Annotated in this window: 12 protein-coding genes; 6 read left to right on the top strand and 6 right to left on the bottom strand. The window is 61.0% G+C overall.

The window, feature by feature from the left end; translation table 11 throughout:
• Nucleotides 1-494: 494 nt before the first annotated feature.
• From rpmH to yidC, 4 genes are all read left to right on the top strand, one after another.
• Nucleotides 495-629: a 50S ribosomal protein L34 gene (gene rpmH, locus MPZ60_RS25125; protein ID WP_003060014.1), complete on the top strand. Its 135-nt coding sequence runs from the start codon at nucleotides 495-497 to the stop codon at nucleotides 627-629.
• A gap of 64 nt (nucleotides 630-693) precedes the next feature.
• The gene (locus MPZ60_RS25120) at nucleotides 694-1,251 is read left to right on the top strand and encodes a ribonuclease P protein component (RefSeq protein ID WP_034351102.1); all 558 of its coding nucleotides are present in this window, start codon (nucleotides 694-696) and stop codon (nucleotides 1,249-1,251) included.
• Nucleotides 1,248-1,547 carry a membrane protein insertion efficiency factor YidD gene (gene yidD, locus MPZ60_RS25115; protein WP_003064792.1) on the top strand — a complete coding sequence of 100 codons (300 nt, stop codon included), beginning with the start codon at nucleotides 1,248-1,250 and terminating at the stop codon, nucleotides 1,545-1,547. Before MPZ60_RS25120 ends, yidD begins: the two co-directional genes overlap by 4 nt.
• A complete protein-coding gene (yidC, locus tag MPZ60_RS25110; protein ID WP_012840382.1) occupies nucleotides 1,544-3,256 on the top strand; it encodes a membrane protein insertase YidC in 1,713 nt (570 codons plus the stop codon). Before yidD ends, yidC begins: the two co-directional genes overlap by 4 nt.
• A 116-nt stretch (nucleotides 3,257-3,372) precedes the next feature.
• Here yidC and MPZ60_RS25105 read toward each other — a convergent pair whose 3' ends face one another.
• Nucleotides 3,373-4,365, bottom strand: a complete 993-nt coding sequence (locus tag MPZ60_RS25105) for a restriction endonuclease (RefSeq protein WP_034351101.1) — start codon at nucleotides 4,363-4,365, stop codon at nucleotides 3,373-3,375.
• Between the two features lie 56 nt (nucleotides 4,366-4,421).
• Nucleotides 4,422-5,849, bottom strand: coding sequence for a tRNA uridine-5-carboxymethylaminomethyl(34) synthesis GTPase MnmE (gene mnmE / locus MPZ60_RS25100; protein WP_034351098.1), 1,428 nt, complete (start codon nucleotides 5,847-5,849; stop codon nucleotides 4,422-4,424).
• A 141-nt stretch (nucleotides 5,850-5,990) separates the two neighbouring features.
• Between mnmE and MPZ60_RS25095 the strand changes: the two genes are divergently transcribed.
• Nucleotides 5,991-7,505: a sulfatase-like hydrolase/transferase gene (locus MPZ60_RS25095; RefSeq protein WP_242607414.1), complete on the top strand. Its 1,515-nt coding sequence runs from the start codon at nucleotides 5,991-5,993 to the stop codon at nucleotides 7,503-7,505.
• A 240-nt stretch (nucleotides 7,506-7,745) separates the two neighbouring features.
• Complete coding sequence (locus tag MPZ60_RS25090; protein ID WP_012840379.1) at nucleotides 7,746-10,055, top strand: NADP-dependent malic enzyme; 2,310 nt, start codon at nucleotides 7,746-7,748, stop codon at nucleotides 10,053-10,055.
• A 65-nt stretch (nucleotides 10,056-10,120) separates the two neighbouring features.
• On the opposite strand, the gene MPZ60_RS25085 is transcribed toward MPZ60_RS25090, so the two are convergent.
• From MPZ60_RS25085 to MPZ60_RS25070, 4 genes are all read right to left on the bottom strand, one after another.
• Nucleotides 10,121-10,294: a hypothetical protein gene (locus MPZ60_RS25085; protein ID WP_165571696.1), complete on the bottom strand. Its 174-nt coding sequence runs from the start codon at nucleotides 10,292-10,294 to the stop codon at nucleotides 10,121-10,123.
• A 113-nt stretch (nucleotides 10,295-10,407) separates the two neighbouring features.
• Nucleotides 10,408-11,175, bottom strand: a complete 768-nt coding sequence (locus tag MPZ60_RS25080; RefSeq protein WP_034351093.1) for a tyrosine-protein phosphatase — start codon at nucleotides 11,173-11,175, stop codon at nucleotides 10,408-10,410.
• 105 nt (nucleotides 11,176-11,280) lie between these two features.
• Entirely contained in the window at nucleotides 11,281-12,822 is a 1,542-nt protein-coding gene (locus MPZ60_RS25075; protein WP_080746054.1) for a class I adenylate-forming enzyme family protein, read from the bottom strand.
• Nucleotides 12,823-12,836: 14 nt separating this feature from the next.
• Nucleotides 12,837-14,486, bottom strand: coding sequence for an acyl-CoA dehydrogenase family protein (locus tag MPZ60_RS25070; protein WP_034351090.1), 1,650 nt, complete (start codon nucleotides 14,484-14,486; stop codon nucleotides 12,837-12,839).
• Nucleotides 14,487-14,552 lie beyond the last annotated feature (66 nt).

Here is a 14,552-nt window from a genome sequence, read left to right as displayed (position 1 = left end):
TGTCAAAAGTCTAATTGTGGATAGGAGGAACAGTTGCGGGGTTGGTATTGTAGCTTTTGCGGAAGTTATCCACAAAATATCAGAAGGCTGTCCCCGACTCCGGTGCGTTATAGGCTGCACATCCTAATAGATTGGCCGCCTGCTGTTTGTAAAGAATCTCTGGGCCGCGCAGGTGCTTGACGGGATACCCCGTGAGTCCTTAGCAAATTCAAGGGTCATTGCATCAAAGGCCCAACGCTGTGATAATCCCCGGTTTCCCTGAATGTGTTCAGGGTGATATGAGCCGGGCGCCTTTTTTGTGCGCGCGCGCCCAGTTGCTTTAGGCGCTGTGGCGGGTGCTTTGTTCCGTTTGTTGCCTTCTGGTCCGATGACATGCACGGCATGTGAAAAAATATCGGGTTTGGCGGTGACAGTGTGCGGCGCAAAACCGGAATGGTCGGGCGCAGACATGGCGCCTTGCCGACGCAAATACTGAACCTTCTCAAGGAACCAACATGAAACGTACTTACCAACCTTCCAAGATCCGCCGCGCCCGTACCCACGGTTTCCTGGTCCGCATGAAGACCAAGGGTGGCCGTGCCGTGATCAACGCACGTCGCGCCAAGGGCCGCAAGCGTCTGGCCGTCTAAGGCCGGCGTTGGCTAGCGGTCTGCTCATTCGCTGCGCTGAAGGCCTCTGAACGGAGGCTCTCCTATGCAAAGGCTGAAAACGCGTCCGCAATTCCAGGCCACCATGTCCGCGGGCACGATTGCCCGTACCCCGCACTTCGCCCTGCATCGCATGGAGCTGGTGGCCGAGGTTTCCGACATGGTTGCCAACCCCAGGACAGGGCCCGGATCGAACGATCCGCAGGCCCTGTTTGGCATTGGTGCCGTGCGCAAGCAGGCCTGGCTGGGTGCCATGGTGCCCAAGCGCTGGGCACGCCGCTCGGTCACGCGCCACACCATCAAGCGCCAGATCTACGCGGTGTCCTCGGATTACGAGGATGCCCTGCTGTGTGCTTCCTATGTGGTGCGCCTGCGCTCGGGGTTTGACCGTAAGCAATTCGTCAGTGCAACTTCGGATCAGCTCAAGGCAGCGGTCCGCAAGGAACTGCAACAGCTTTTTGCGACCGGGGCGCGCCGCCTGACGCAGGCCCGTCAGACCGCCGAGGCGGAGGTGAATTTGAAGAAGAATTCACCTCAAGCCATTGATGGTAAAGCGCAAGAAGCTACTGATTTAATAGCAAATCAGCCGGAGAACCAGCCATGATGCAGCGACTGCTCATGGCTGTAGTGCGTGGCTACAGGCTGCTGCTCAGTCCCTGGCTGGGCTCGGCCTGTCGCTTCGAGCCGACCTGCTCGGCCTATTCCCTTCAAGCGCTGGAGCAACACGGCGCTGCGGTAGGCTCTTATCTGACGGTGCGCCGGCTGGCGCGTTGTCATCCGTGGTGTGACGGAGGGCATGATCCCGTGCCACAGCAAAAGCCCAGGCTGTTTTCCTTTCTGGACGATGCCTCGGACTCTTCCGCGACCACCCAACCTTCCTCACCTAAGAAGTCTTCATGAACGATATTCGCCGCACCATACTGTGGGTGATATTTGGCTTTTCCATGGTTTTGCTCTGGGACAAGTGGCAAATCCATAACGGCAAAAAGCCCACCTTCTTCCCATCGCCGCAGACGGTCAGTGCGCCTGCTGCGGCGGATGTCAAGCCTGCTGACGTCAGCGTGCCCCAGCCCGCAGCAGCAGCTTCTGCCGGCGATGTGCCCGGTGCCGCCAATGCCGCAGCTCAGCCCGCAGCAGCCGTGACGCCCCGTCAGGATGTGATCGTGGGCAGTGATGTGATGCGTCTGACCTTCGACAGCGAAGGCGGCACGCTGAAAGCTTCCGAGCTGCTCAAGTACTCCGACACCGTGGATGACAAAAAGCTCATGCAGGTGTTCGAGGAAAACGCCAAGCGTGTGTATCTGGGTCAGACCGGCCTGATCGGTGGCAACTTCCCCACGCACAAGACTCCCATGACCGTGATGCCCGGCGAGCGCGAGCTCAAGGACGGTCAGGACAGCGTGCAAGTGCGCTTCGAGTCGGCCGACCAGGGTGGCGTGAAGCTGGTCAAGACCTTCACGCTCAAGCGCGGCTCCTATGCCGTCGATGTGCAGCACGATGTGGTCAACACCGGCTCTGCCGCCGTGAACCCCCAGCTGTACATGCAGCTGGTGCGCGACGGCAACAAGCCCGAGCATGAGTCCACGTTCTACTCCACCTTCACTGGCCCGGCCGTCTATACCGAAGCCAAGAAGTACCACAAGGTCGAGTTCAAGGACATCGAGAACGGCAAGGCCGAAGTCGACAAGGCATCTTCCAATGGCTATGTGGCCATGGTGCAGCACTACTTCGCCAGCGCCTGGCTGCTGGCCGACGGCATCCAGCGTGACAACTTCGTGCGCAAGGTGGGTGACAACCTCTACGCCGTGGGCATGATCACGCCCGTGGGCACCGTGGAGCCCGGCCAGACCAAGACCGTGAGCTCGCGCCTGTTCTCCGGCCCTCAGGTCGAGCCCATGCTGGAAAAGCTCTCGCCCGGTCTGGAACTGGTCAAGGACTATGGCTGGCTGACGATTCTGGCCAAGCCGCTGTACTGGCTGCTGTCCGAGCTGCACAAGTTCATCGGCAACTGGGGCTGGTCCATCGTGGCCCTGGTGGTGCTGCTGAAGATTGCCTTCTACTGGCTCAACGCCAAGGCTTACTCCTCGATGGCCAAGATGAAGGCCATCAACCCCCGCATTCAGGAAATGCGCGAGCGTCTGAAGGACAAGCCCCAGCAGATGCAGCAGGAGATGATGCGCATCTACCGCGAGGAGAAGGTCAACCCCATGGGCGGCTGCCTGCCCATCGTTATTCAGATCCCTGTCTTCATGGCTCTGTACTGGGTGCTGCAATCCAGCGTGGAAATTCGCAACGCGCCCTGGATTGGCTGGATTCATGACCTTTCGGTGCCGGATCCCTTCTTCATCCTGCCGCTGCTGATGACTCTGTCCTCGCTGCTGCAGACCGCCCTGAACCCCGCTCCTCCTGACCCCATGCAGGCCAAGATGATGTGGATCATGCCGCTGATGTTCAGCGTGATGTTCTTCTTCTTCCCCTCGGGTCTGGTGCTGTACTGGCTGACGAACAACATTCTGTCGATCGCTCAGCAGTGGATCATCAACAAGCGCATGGGCGTGCCGCCTCAGTTCAATCTGCCGAAGTTCGGCAAGGCTGCCGAAGGCAAGTAAGCACGGCGCCAGCGCCAACAAAAACGCCACCTGAAAAGGTGGCGTTTTTTTATGGGACGAATAAGGGCAGATTTCGTTGGTTGCCAACGATGTTGATGCGCCGTCTGATCAAAGATCTATGCAGGCCAATACAGTCGCTTTAGTGGAATGAGGCGCTTGGTCTCGGCATCGGTGGCATCGTAGTGCTCGATTAATGCACGGACTACATGCTCTAGTGTCCACATCGCCAATGGGATGGAGGCACGATCTGCTTCGTACAGTGCATCCTTGGTAAAGCCGCCTGTGCTTACATACAGACCCCGGTCATCCTTGTGTCGGCCACCGAGGAAGCTGCGGATATCCTGGCTACCCATCTGCTCCTTGCGGTGCTTGACCTCAACGACGATGCGAGGGTGTTCAAAGCCAAAACCATCGGGCGATGCAACAATGTCTTTGCCCCGGTCTGCTCCATCTGGCGACACCTGTGTCTTGTAGCCCATGGCTCGCAGGATGCCTGCGACGACCTCTTGCATCTCTTTCCAGCTCAGATTGACGATGAGGTCCTTGATCTGCTCTCGCGCACGTTCCTCAATGCCACTCAGTGGGTCAATTGTTTCTTCTTCTACTTCGTATGCCTGTATTGGGGCTGGCTTGCCCTTTAGTGCGGCTTGTATTTCGTTTGCTGCGCTGGACGGGACTTCAAACAGAGTCAGGGTTGAGCCCAGGCTGTTTTTTGTACTGGCGCTAAGACTGTCGCGTGCGAGTTCTTGCATTTGCCACTGAACCTTGCGCACCAAAGACAAGCCCTGCTCGGCCGATTCTGGGCGGTGCTCGGATGGCCCCATAACTTTGCCGATCGAGTAGAGGCGGTTGGCTGGTGAGTAAGTAATGATCCAGTCGCCGTCTTGGATTTCATTGACGAAACGCCAGACCTGCGAAGCGCCCGATATCACGCTGCCTTGCTTGGACTGCGGCTCCATGGATTGAAAGAGTGCAATTAACTGCTTTCGGTCAACTCCAGGCTTGGCATGTGGCGCCAACTGACTCCAGCCGACGGCGACCACGCCTTGCTCTCGGAAAGCATCGTACAGACTGCCGCCTTCGCCTCGTACCATCCACATCCGTGCCATAAAAGTCCTTTTTGAGTGGGTGTCGGTCCACTATTTCTGCTGACGGAACACCAGAGTTATTTGCCAATGCAGAAGCTGGAGAAGATCACCCCCAGCAGGTCGTCGGAGCTGAATTCGCCGGTAATAGAGTTCAGCGACAGCTGGGCCAGGCGCAGCTCCTCGGCCAGCAGGTCCAGATGGGCGGATTGAGCGGCCAACTGCTCGTCGGCCATCTCCAGATGGGCATCCACGGCCTGCAGGGCTTCCACATGGCGGGCGCGGGCCAGGTACAGGCCTTCGGGGGCGGATTGCCAGCCTGCCACTTCCAGCAGGCGCTTGCGCAGCGCATCCAGGCCATCGCCGGTACGGGCCGACAAGGCGATCTGCTCGGCATTGAGCTGGGCGGTGTGGCGGGACTGCACGTCGGCAGCCGCCATATCGGTCTTGTTCCAGACATGGATGACCGGTACCTGCGCGGGCAGCTTGTCCCCCAGGGTGCGGGCGATATCGGCATCGGCTGCCGCATAGTCGGCCTGTTCCACGCGGGTCAGGTCGTGCAGGAAGAGCACGGCATCGGCCGCTGCAATCTCGTCCCAGGCGCGTGCAATGCCGATGCGCTCCACCTCGTCATCGCTATCACGCAGGCCTGCGGTGTCGATCACATGCAGGGGCACGCCCTCGATCTGAATCGTCTGCTGCACCTTGTCGCGCGTGGTTCCGGCAATGGGGGTGACAATGGCCAGCTCGGCCCCTGCCAGCGCGTTGAGCAGCGAGCTTTTGCCCGCATTGGGCTGGCCGGCAATCACCACCTTGATGCCTTCGCGCAGCAGCGCACCTTGGTGAGCGCGTGCCAGCACGGCAGTGACTTGGTGGCGCAGGCGCTCCAGCTGGCCAAAGGCATCGGCCTTCTGCAGAAAGTCGATTTCCTCCTCGGGGAAGTCCAGTGTGGCCTCCACCAGCATGCGCAGATGCACCAGGGCATCGCGCAGCACATGGATTTCCTGCGAGAAGGCACCCGACAGCGAACGGCTGGCACTGCGCGCGGCGGCTTCGGTGCTGGCATCGATGAGGTCGGCAATCGCCTCGGCCTGGGCCAGGTCGATCTTGTCGTTGAGAAAAGCACGCTCGGTGAACTCGCCGGGCTGGGCCAGGCGCAACCCAGTCAGCACCTGCTTGCCGTCTTCATTGGCGCTCTGTGCTGCTTCCAGACAGCGTGCCAGCAATAGCTGCAGCACCACGGGGCCGCCATGGGCCTGCAGCTCCAGCACATCCTCGCCCGTGTAGCTGTGCGGGCCGGGAAAGTAGATGGCCAGGCCATGGTCTATGGGCGAGCCGTCCGCGTCCCTGAAGGGCAGATAAGTCGCTTCGCGCGGTTTCAGCTCCTTGCCGCAAAGCGTCCGTACCAGCGCAGCAATGCCTTTGCCGGAGACCCGAACAATGCCCACGGCACCACGCCCCGGAGCGGTGGCAATGGCGGCAATCGGGTCGTTGTGGCGGGGCAGCATGGGCGGACTTTCGGTCGAGAAGAGAAGCCGCGAATCATAGCCCTGCGGGTCAAGTCCTAGGAAGTCAGTGGTGAGCGCTGCTTGGGCGGCTATTTAACAAAAGAAGTATTTCATACAATCGTCACAAATCTGTCACGAAAAATGAATATATCTTCCTTTGCAATGAGACTGGGCTCTCTACTCGCCTGGATATTGCTTTTTTCACCTCCGTTTCTAATCCGCTCATATGGAAAAGAGGTGGGCTACACGCTGTTGGCCGCGCTGTTCTTCTATCCTTTGGCGCTGTCCCGAAAGTCTCTGGCGATCTGTATTCCACTTCTGATTTTTATCGGCGCTGCGAATATTTTTCATGCCCAGTTTTTGGGAAACATGATCGATGAGTTTTCCCTTGCCACGCTGCTGCGCACCGAGACTCACGAGGCAGCCGAGTTCCTGAACTCTATCAATCGTCAGATGATTCTTGTCGTGCTGTGCTGGCTGGTGGCAAGTTTCGGATGTGGCTACTTTCTCTTTAAAAACTGCAAGGCTGGAGCAGCTCCATTTCAGAAATGGGAGAAAAGAATACTGCTGGGCATAGGATTGCTCTGGACCAGCTTTTTTGCCTTTGGCATGACTCAGCAGTTCACCGTCAATGACTATGTGCATAAACTGCGTCATATCTACCCCATGCATATGGCCAAGGCTGCAGTGCGTTATGGAGATCTGGAAAAAGAGGTTTTCTATCAGCCGACACTGCCTGCCAGGCCAAGTGCATCTCAGGCAAACACCTTGGTGGTGATTATTGGTGAGAGTGCCAGCAGCCATCGCTGGTCGCTATTGGGCTATCAGGAAGACGATACCAATCAGTCACTGAGACAGGTTTCCGGTTTGCGTACCTACAAGGTCATGGCTCATGGCTTCAATACGGCAAAGGCGCTGCCCTTTATTTTGACGGGACAGTCTGCTTTCGACAGCCAGAAAAATGCCTCGCCTTCGTTCCTGGATTTGGCTCGGCATGCTGGCTACAAGACCTTTGTCTTTTCCAACTCCAGATTCAATGACAAGAGCGAGGATATGTACTCGCAGATATTGCGTCGCTCTGCGGATGTCTATGCCAAGGTGGGCAATGGGGCACATGACGAAGTGATGACGACTTGGCTGGAGAAGTCGCTGGCGGATGAAGCGTCACATAAGCTAGTGGTTCTTCATACCTATGGCAGTCATCCCGATATCTCCCAGCGCTACCCTCGTTCCCGCTATGAGGGCGCAGATGCATACGATAACTCGATTCGCTATACCTCGGACCTGCTGGCCGACTGGATTCGCATGCTGGATGAAGCGTCTGACGCGCCCAGCGCGCTGCTTTACGTGTCTGATCATGGCCTTGGAGTTCCTCCTTGTGTGGACAGCCCTCGCCAGGGCAATGATCAGTCAGTGCTGGAGGTGCCACTGGCATATTGGGCGAACGAGGCAATGAGGGGTCTGCAAGGGAGTGAAGAGGTGGCGATCTCTGAAAGTCCTATGGCACACAGCACGACTCTGGCGCCCGAGATATTGATTGCAGCTCAGGGATACGACGTCAGCACGGCGATGCCGCATTTGCAGGACAGCCGGAAGCTGCATTTCGATGGCGTGCCTTATGCCGAGCTCTATCGCGACGATGCCTGCACGCCCTGAGGTGCAAAATCTCCATGTGTTATGCATCATTCGCATAATGTTATGATTTTGTTTGCATTGTTATTGAACAGTCATGGCTGTTTGACCTTAAACGCCGAGCTGCACCCCCTCTTTTTTTGATAGCACTCGGCCTACAATCCAAAATCCGATTTCATCGTCCGCAGGAGCGCAGGGGCCGGGCTGTGTGCCCATAGAGAGTCCTTACTGCGGATGACTTACTTTGCGAGCTGGAGACCGCTGATGTCCGACACCAAGCCCATTACCTCGATTGATAAACGTGCGTTGCTGCGTCAGGCGGCACTGGAGTATCACGAGTTCCCCAAGCCCGGCAAGGTGGCCATCACGGCAACCAAGCCCATGGCCAATCAGCATGATCTGGCCCTGGCCTACTCGCCCGGCGTGGCTGCGCCCTGCGAGGAAATCGTCAAGGACCCGGCTGCGGCCTTCAAATACACCAGCCGCGGCAATCTCGTGGGCGTGATCTCCAACGGCACGGCAGTGCTGGGCCTGGGCGACATCGGTGCGCTGGCCTCCAAGCCTGTGATGGAGGGCAAGGGCGTGCTGTTCAAGAAGTTCGCCGGCGTCGATGTGTTCGATATCGAGATCGACGAGAAGGACCCGCAAAAGCTGGTCGACGTGATTGCTGCGCTGGAGCCCACCTTCGGTGCCATCAACCTCGAAGACATCAAGGCGCCCGAGTGCTTCTTCGTGGAGCGCGAGCTGCGCAAGCGCATGAACATTCCCGTCTTCCACGACGACCAGCACGGCACGGCCATTACGGTGGCAGCGGCCATGGTCAACGCGCTCAAGGTCGCGGGCAAGAAGATCGAAGAGGTCAAGCTGGTGGCTTCGGGCGCCGGCGCCGCGGCCCTGGCCTGCCTGAACCTGCTGCTGGAAGTGGGCCTGAAGCGCGAGAACGTGTTCGTGACCGACATTGCCGGCGTGGTCTACGAGGGCCGTACCGAGCTGATGGATCCGGACAAGGCGCTGTTTGCCCAGAAGACCGAGCTGCGCACGCTGGGTGAGGTGATCGAGGGCGCCGACGCCTTCCTGGGCTTGTCCGCCGGCAACGTGCTCAAGCAGGACATGGTCAAGAAGATGGCGGCCAGGCCCATCATCTTCGCGTTGGCCAACCCCAACCCGGAAATCATTCCTGAAGATGTGAAGGCGGTGCGCGACGACGCCATCATCGCCACGGGCCGCACGGACTACCCCAACCAGGTCAACAACGTCCTGTGCTTCCCCTACATCTTCCGTGGCGCGCTGGACTGCGGTGCGACCACGATCACCACCTCGATGGAGATCGCCTGCGTGCACGCGATTGCCGCGCTGGCCCAGGCCGAGCAGTCCGAAGAAGTGGCAGCCGCCTATGTGGGCGAAGTGCTGAGCTTCGGCCCCGAGTACCTGATTCCCAAGCCCTTCGATCCGCGCCTGATGCTGATCGTGGCGCCCGCGGTGGCCCAGGCTGCGGCCGAAGCCGGTGTGGCCAAGCGCCCCATCCAGGACATGGATGCCTATCGCGAGCACCTGAAGACCTTTGTCTACGCCTCCGGCACCATGATGAAGCCCATCGTGCACGCCGCCAAGAAGGCCACCAAGAAGCGCGTGGCCTATGCCGAGGGCGAGGAAGAGCGCATCCTGCGCGCGGCCCAGATCGTGGTGGACGAACGCATTGCGCGTCCGACGCTGATCGGCCGTCCCGCCATCATTGCCCAGCGCATCGAGAAGTTCGGCCTGCGCATGAAGGAAGGCGCCGACTACGACGTGGTCAACGTCGAGCATGACGAGCGCTACCGCGACTTCTGGCAGAGCTATCACCGCATGACGGAGCGCAAGGGCATCACCGCGCCCATCGCCAAGATCGAAATGCGCCGCCGCCTGACGCTGATCGGCTCCATGTTGCTGCACAAGGGCGAGGTCGACGGCCTGATCTGCGGCACCTGGAACAACACCAATGTGCACCTGAACTACATCGATCAGGTCATCGGCAAGCGCAGCGGCGTGGCCACCTATGCCTGCATGAACGGCCTGCTGCTGCCCGAGCGCCAGGTGTTCCTGGTCGACACCCACGTCAACTACGACCCCACGGCCGAGCAACTGGCCGAGATCACCATCATGGCCGCCGAGGAAATGATGCGCTTCGGCATCAAGCCCAAGGCTGCGCTGCTGAGCCACTCCAACTTCGGCTCCAGCAACCAGCCCAGCGCCGTCAAGATGCGCCAGACCCTGGAGCTGCTGCGCGAGCAGGCGCCATGGCTGGAAGTGGATGGCGAAATGCACGGCGATGTGGCCCTGGACGGCAAGGCCCGCGCCAAGCTCATGCCCAACAGCACGCTGCTGGGTGATGCCAACCTGCTGGTTTCGCCCAACATCGACGCCGCCAACATCAGCTACAACCTGCTCAAGCAGGCTGCCGGCGGCGGCATTGCGGTGGGTCCGGTGCTGCTGGGTGCGGCCAAGCCCGTGCATGTGCTGACTCCCAGCACCACGGTGCGCCGTATCGTGAACATGACGGCGCTGACCGTGGCCGACGCCAACGTCAGCCGTTAATTACGCGGTAAAAACAAAAGCCCGCCGTGCATGGAGCACGGCGGGCTTTTTTGTGCCTGCGGGGCCTACCAGGTGCGGCTGACGCCTGCGTCCACCGTACCAAAGATTTCCACGCCGCCGGAGCCGCTGGAGCTGGAGGAGGCCGGCATGGTGCCGGAGCAGGCCGTCAGCGCCAGCGTGGCGGCTGCTGCGGCCAGGGTGAGCCATTTGCGCATCTGCATTTCCTTGTCCGCATCCATTGCGGCTTATGGCCCATGGTAGCGGGCCGAAGATACCCTGCCGTAACAGCTTGTTATGCCTGAAATTGGTATGAAACCAATTCAGGATAAGCATTGACAGCTATCAAATTTGATCAAGTCTCCAGATACAGCTCGGCCAGCCGCTCGCGTGCAGCACCGTCTATACCCAGCACCTGGGTCAGATAGCGGTCCACGCTGCCATGCTGGGCGCGCACCACATCGACCGAGGCCATCAGGTAGGACGGCTGCACGCGCCACAGCGCATCCAGAGCCTCTTCGGACAGCTGGCCGTACATCTGGGCGGGGCGTCTGAAGTATTGATTGGTCAGCAGATAGTCTTCCATGATCTGCTCCTCGTCCACACCCAGCGCCGTCAGCAGCAGGGCAGCGGCCCAGCCCGTGCGGTCCTTGCCGGCCGTGCAGTGGAAGACCAGCGGCGCATCGCTGAGCTGCAGCAGCGCGAGGAACTGTGCAAAGCGATTGCCGTACACGTTCACAAAGCTGCGGTAGGTGTCATGCATCAGCTCCTCGGTATCGCGGCTGCTGAGGTTGCGGCCCTGCTCCATCATGGACTGGGCGCGCTGCACCACGGTGGGTTCGACCACCAGGGCATGGCGTTCGATCCTGGGCCAGTCATAGGAGAGATGCGCGCTTTCGCCTTCGCCGCGAAAGTCCGCGCTGCGGTGGATGCCCAGCTTTTGCAGCTGTTCCAGGTCCTGCTGCGTCAAATGCGCCAGATGGGCGGAGCGGTACAGCTTGCCCCATTGCAGGCGGCGGCCGTCCAGGCCCCGATATCCGCCCAGATCACGGAAATTGGAGGCTCCCGAGAGGGAGACTTGGCGCGCTGGGCGCTCCGTCAGCAGGTCGTGGTTCAGTTGCATATCACTGCTTATAGCGGATTGCAAAGACCCGTCCATGTCATCCGTGTTACCCAGCTGTGGCGCATGCATCGTCGGCCCGACGAAAAGCGCCGCCTGCCTTTGACCTCAGTGGCTGGTCGTGCTGCCGCGCAGCATGTGCTTGAGCAGCTTGCCGGTCGCGGTGCGTGGCAGCGCGTCACGGATTTCGAAGATGCGCGGAATCTTGTAGCGAGCCAGCCTGGTCTCCATGAACTGGCGCAGATCCTCATGGTCCGGCGTCTTGCCGGGCTTGAGGGTCAGCACTGCCACCACGGTCTCGCCCCATTCGGGATGAGGGCGGCCGATGACGGCCACGTCCTGCACATCGGGGTGGGTGCAGAGCACGTCTTCCACTTCCTTGGAGTAGACGTTCTCGCCGCCGGTGACGATCATGTCCTTGAGTCTGTCCACGATGTAGAGATAGCCGTCCTCGTCCACGCGCGCCAGGTCGCCGCTGCGATACCAGCCCTGGTCATCCAGCACGGCGGCTGTGGCCTCGCGGTTGTCCAGATAGCCTTGCATCATGGCCGCAGAGCGCAGGCAGATCTCGCCCACTTCGCCGGGGCCGCACAGGCTGCCGTCCTGACGGCGCACTTCCAGTTCAACGCCGGGTATGGCGCAGCGACCTATGGAGCCTGCCTTGGCCACGGCTTCTTCGGGGTAGAGCACGGTGCCCAGAGGGCCTGATTCGGTCATGCCATAGACCTGCATGAAGCGGTCGCTGCGATAGACCTGAGCCAGCTTGCGTGCCATGTCCGCGCCCAGAGGGCCACCGCCGTAGGCCCACAATCGCATGGCGCTGAAGTCGTAGCTGGCCACATCGGGCACCACGGACAGCGGAGCCAGAAAGGCAATCGGTGCGCCGAAGGTGAAGCTGATGCGTTCCTGCGCCAGCGTTTCCAGAAACTCCCTGGGCGCATATTCGCGCATCAGCACGGCGGTGCCGCCCATGAGCAAGGTGCCCAGGAACCAGTTGTTCAGCGGCGACGAGTGCCAGATGGGCATGGCGATCAGCGTGCGCTCCGTGGGCGCCAGCGAGGTGGCCGCCGCTGCACACAGGGCGGCATGGAAGACATTGGCATGGCTGTGCAGGCAGCCCTTGGGCTGGCCCGTGGTGCCGGAGGTGTAGAGAATCTCGGCCAGAGCGTGTGGCGCAGGTCGGCCATGCTCGTCGCCGCAGGGCGCAGCCTGCGCCAGCAGCTCATCGAAGCAGTCCAGGCCCTCGGCGGCAGAAGCTGTGCTCAGCCACTGCATGTCGGCCAGCGGCTGTGGTTCGGCCTGGATGGCGGTGATCAGCGAAGCGCGCGCACCATCCACAAGGCATAGGCGGGCACCCGAGTGGCGCAGTATGTAGCTGACCTCCGGGGCCTGCAGCTTGTGGTTGATGGGCACGACGACCGCGCCCAGCCGCCAGGCGCCAAGCAGCGCAAACACAAAGCCCGGGGTGTTGAAGCACAGCAGGCCTACCTTGTCGCCCTGGCGCACACCTTGCTCATAAAGCACGGTGGCGGCTCGGCGGCCGGCCTGCGCCAGCGCGGCATAGCTCCAGTCCTGGCCGTCGGCGCGCAGCGCCAGTTTTTCGGGGCGCGTGCGTGCCTGCTGGTCGAGCAGGGAAATGAAATTCATCATTGCTGGCGTCCTCCTCAGCCTGTCCAGGCATTGCGCAGCAGGGCGGCTGGGTCGCTGCTGCCGCAGGCAACACCTGTCACCGGGCCCCAGTCCGGGTCGAAGCGGCTGCCGATGAAGGCCGAGGCACTGTCGCTGCCCGCATGCTGCAGCATCAGCGTGGCTTGCACCGTGGTGGCCAGGCGCTGGGTGAAGCGGCGAGCCTCGCGCTCCAGATCCTGCGGGGGCAGGGTGACGGCCTGGCGCAGCTTGTCCACCTGCGCACGCAGCACGGCTTCCTCTGAGCCGACTTCACGCAAATGGTCCAGCAGCAGATGGGCGTCGTCCGGATTGCGGGCAATGGCGCGCAGCACATCCAGGCACATGACGTTGCCCGATCCCTCCCAGATGGAGTTGACGGGTGCCTCGCGGAACAAGCGCCCCATGGGGCCGGTCTCCACATAGCCGTTGCCGCCGAAGACTTCCATGGCTTCGCCTGTGTAGCCCACGGCACGCTTGCAGTTCCAGAACTTGGCGGCAGGCGTGACGATGCGGCGCCAGGCCTGATCCAGAGGGTCTTCGGAGCCAAAGCGTGCAGCCAGATCCATGGCCAGCCAGGTGGCGGCTTCGGATTCCAATGCCATATCGGCCAGCAGGCCGGTCATCACCGGCTGCTCTACAAGGGGCAGGCCGAAGGCATGGCGGTTGCGCGTGTAGTGCAGGGCCTGGACCAGGGCCTGGCGCATGAAGCCTGCACTGGACAGCGCACAGTCAAGGCGGGTGTAGGTGGCCATTTCTATGATGGTGGAAATGCCCCGGCCTTCCTGGCCTATGAGCACGCCCCAGGCGTTGTCGAACTCCACTTCGCTGCTGCTGTTGGAGCGGTTGCCCACCTTGTCCTTGAGGCGCTGGATATGAATGGCGTTCTTGCTGCCGTCGGGCCGCCAGCGTGGCACGAAAAAGCAGGTGGGGCCGCGCTCCTCGGTCTTGGCCAGCACCAGATGCCCGTCACACATGGGGGCCGAGAAGAACCACTTGTGGCCGGTGACCAGGTATTCCTCGCCCCAGGGGCCGCTGCTGCCCGATGGGTTCAGGGCCACGGCACGCGTGGTGTTGCTGCGCACATCGCTGCCGCCCTGGCGCTCCGTCATGCCCATGCCCACGGTGATGGAACGCTTGCCCTCGGCGGGGATGTCGCGCGCGTCGTAATCGGTGGATTCCAGCAGCGGCCCCAGCACCGCATTGAGTTGCGGGTTGATGCGCACCAGCGGAATGCTGGCCTTGGTCATGGTCGTCGGGCAGGTCGAGCCGGACTCGATCTGGCTGTGCATGAACAGCGATGCGCCATAGGCGGCCCAGGCCGTCTGCCGCTTGTCGGTGAAGGGCAGGTTGGAGATGCCGTTGCGTCGTGCAATCGTCATCATCTGGTGCCATGCAGGGTGAAAGCGCACCTGGTCGATACGGTCGCCCGAGGGCGAATGCGTGTGCAGCTCGGGCTCGAAGTGATTGGCTTCTTCTGCGGCGCGCAGCGTGGCTTCGGCGCCGTATTCCGCGCCCTGGCGTTGCAGCTCCGGGTCGCGCCACTGTGCGCCGCCGCGTGTCACGGCACGCTGCAGCACCGGGTCGCTGGTGTAGACGTTGTAGTCCTTGAGCTCCGGAGCCTGGTTATGGGGATGGATGCCAGTCATGATGTCTCTTCCTTGCTATGTGTCCCTGCCCGCAGCAGGGCGCAGGGCTTTGTGATTTCTATGTCA

Origin of the sequence: Comamonas sp. 7D-2 (genome assembly GCF_022749555.1) — a bacterium.
In the GTDB taxonomy this organism is placed as follows: Bacteria; Pseudomonadota; Gammaproteobacteria; order Burkholderiales; family Burkholderiaceae_C; genus Comamonas; species Comamonas thiooxydans.
The sequence above is the reverse complement of the archived record's forward strand: the minus strand, read 5'-3'. Positions and strand labels throughout refer to the sequence as shown.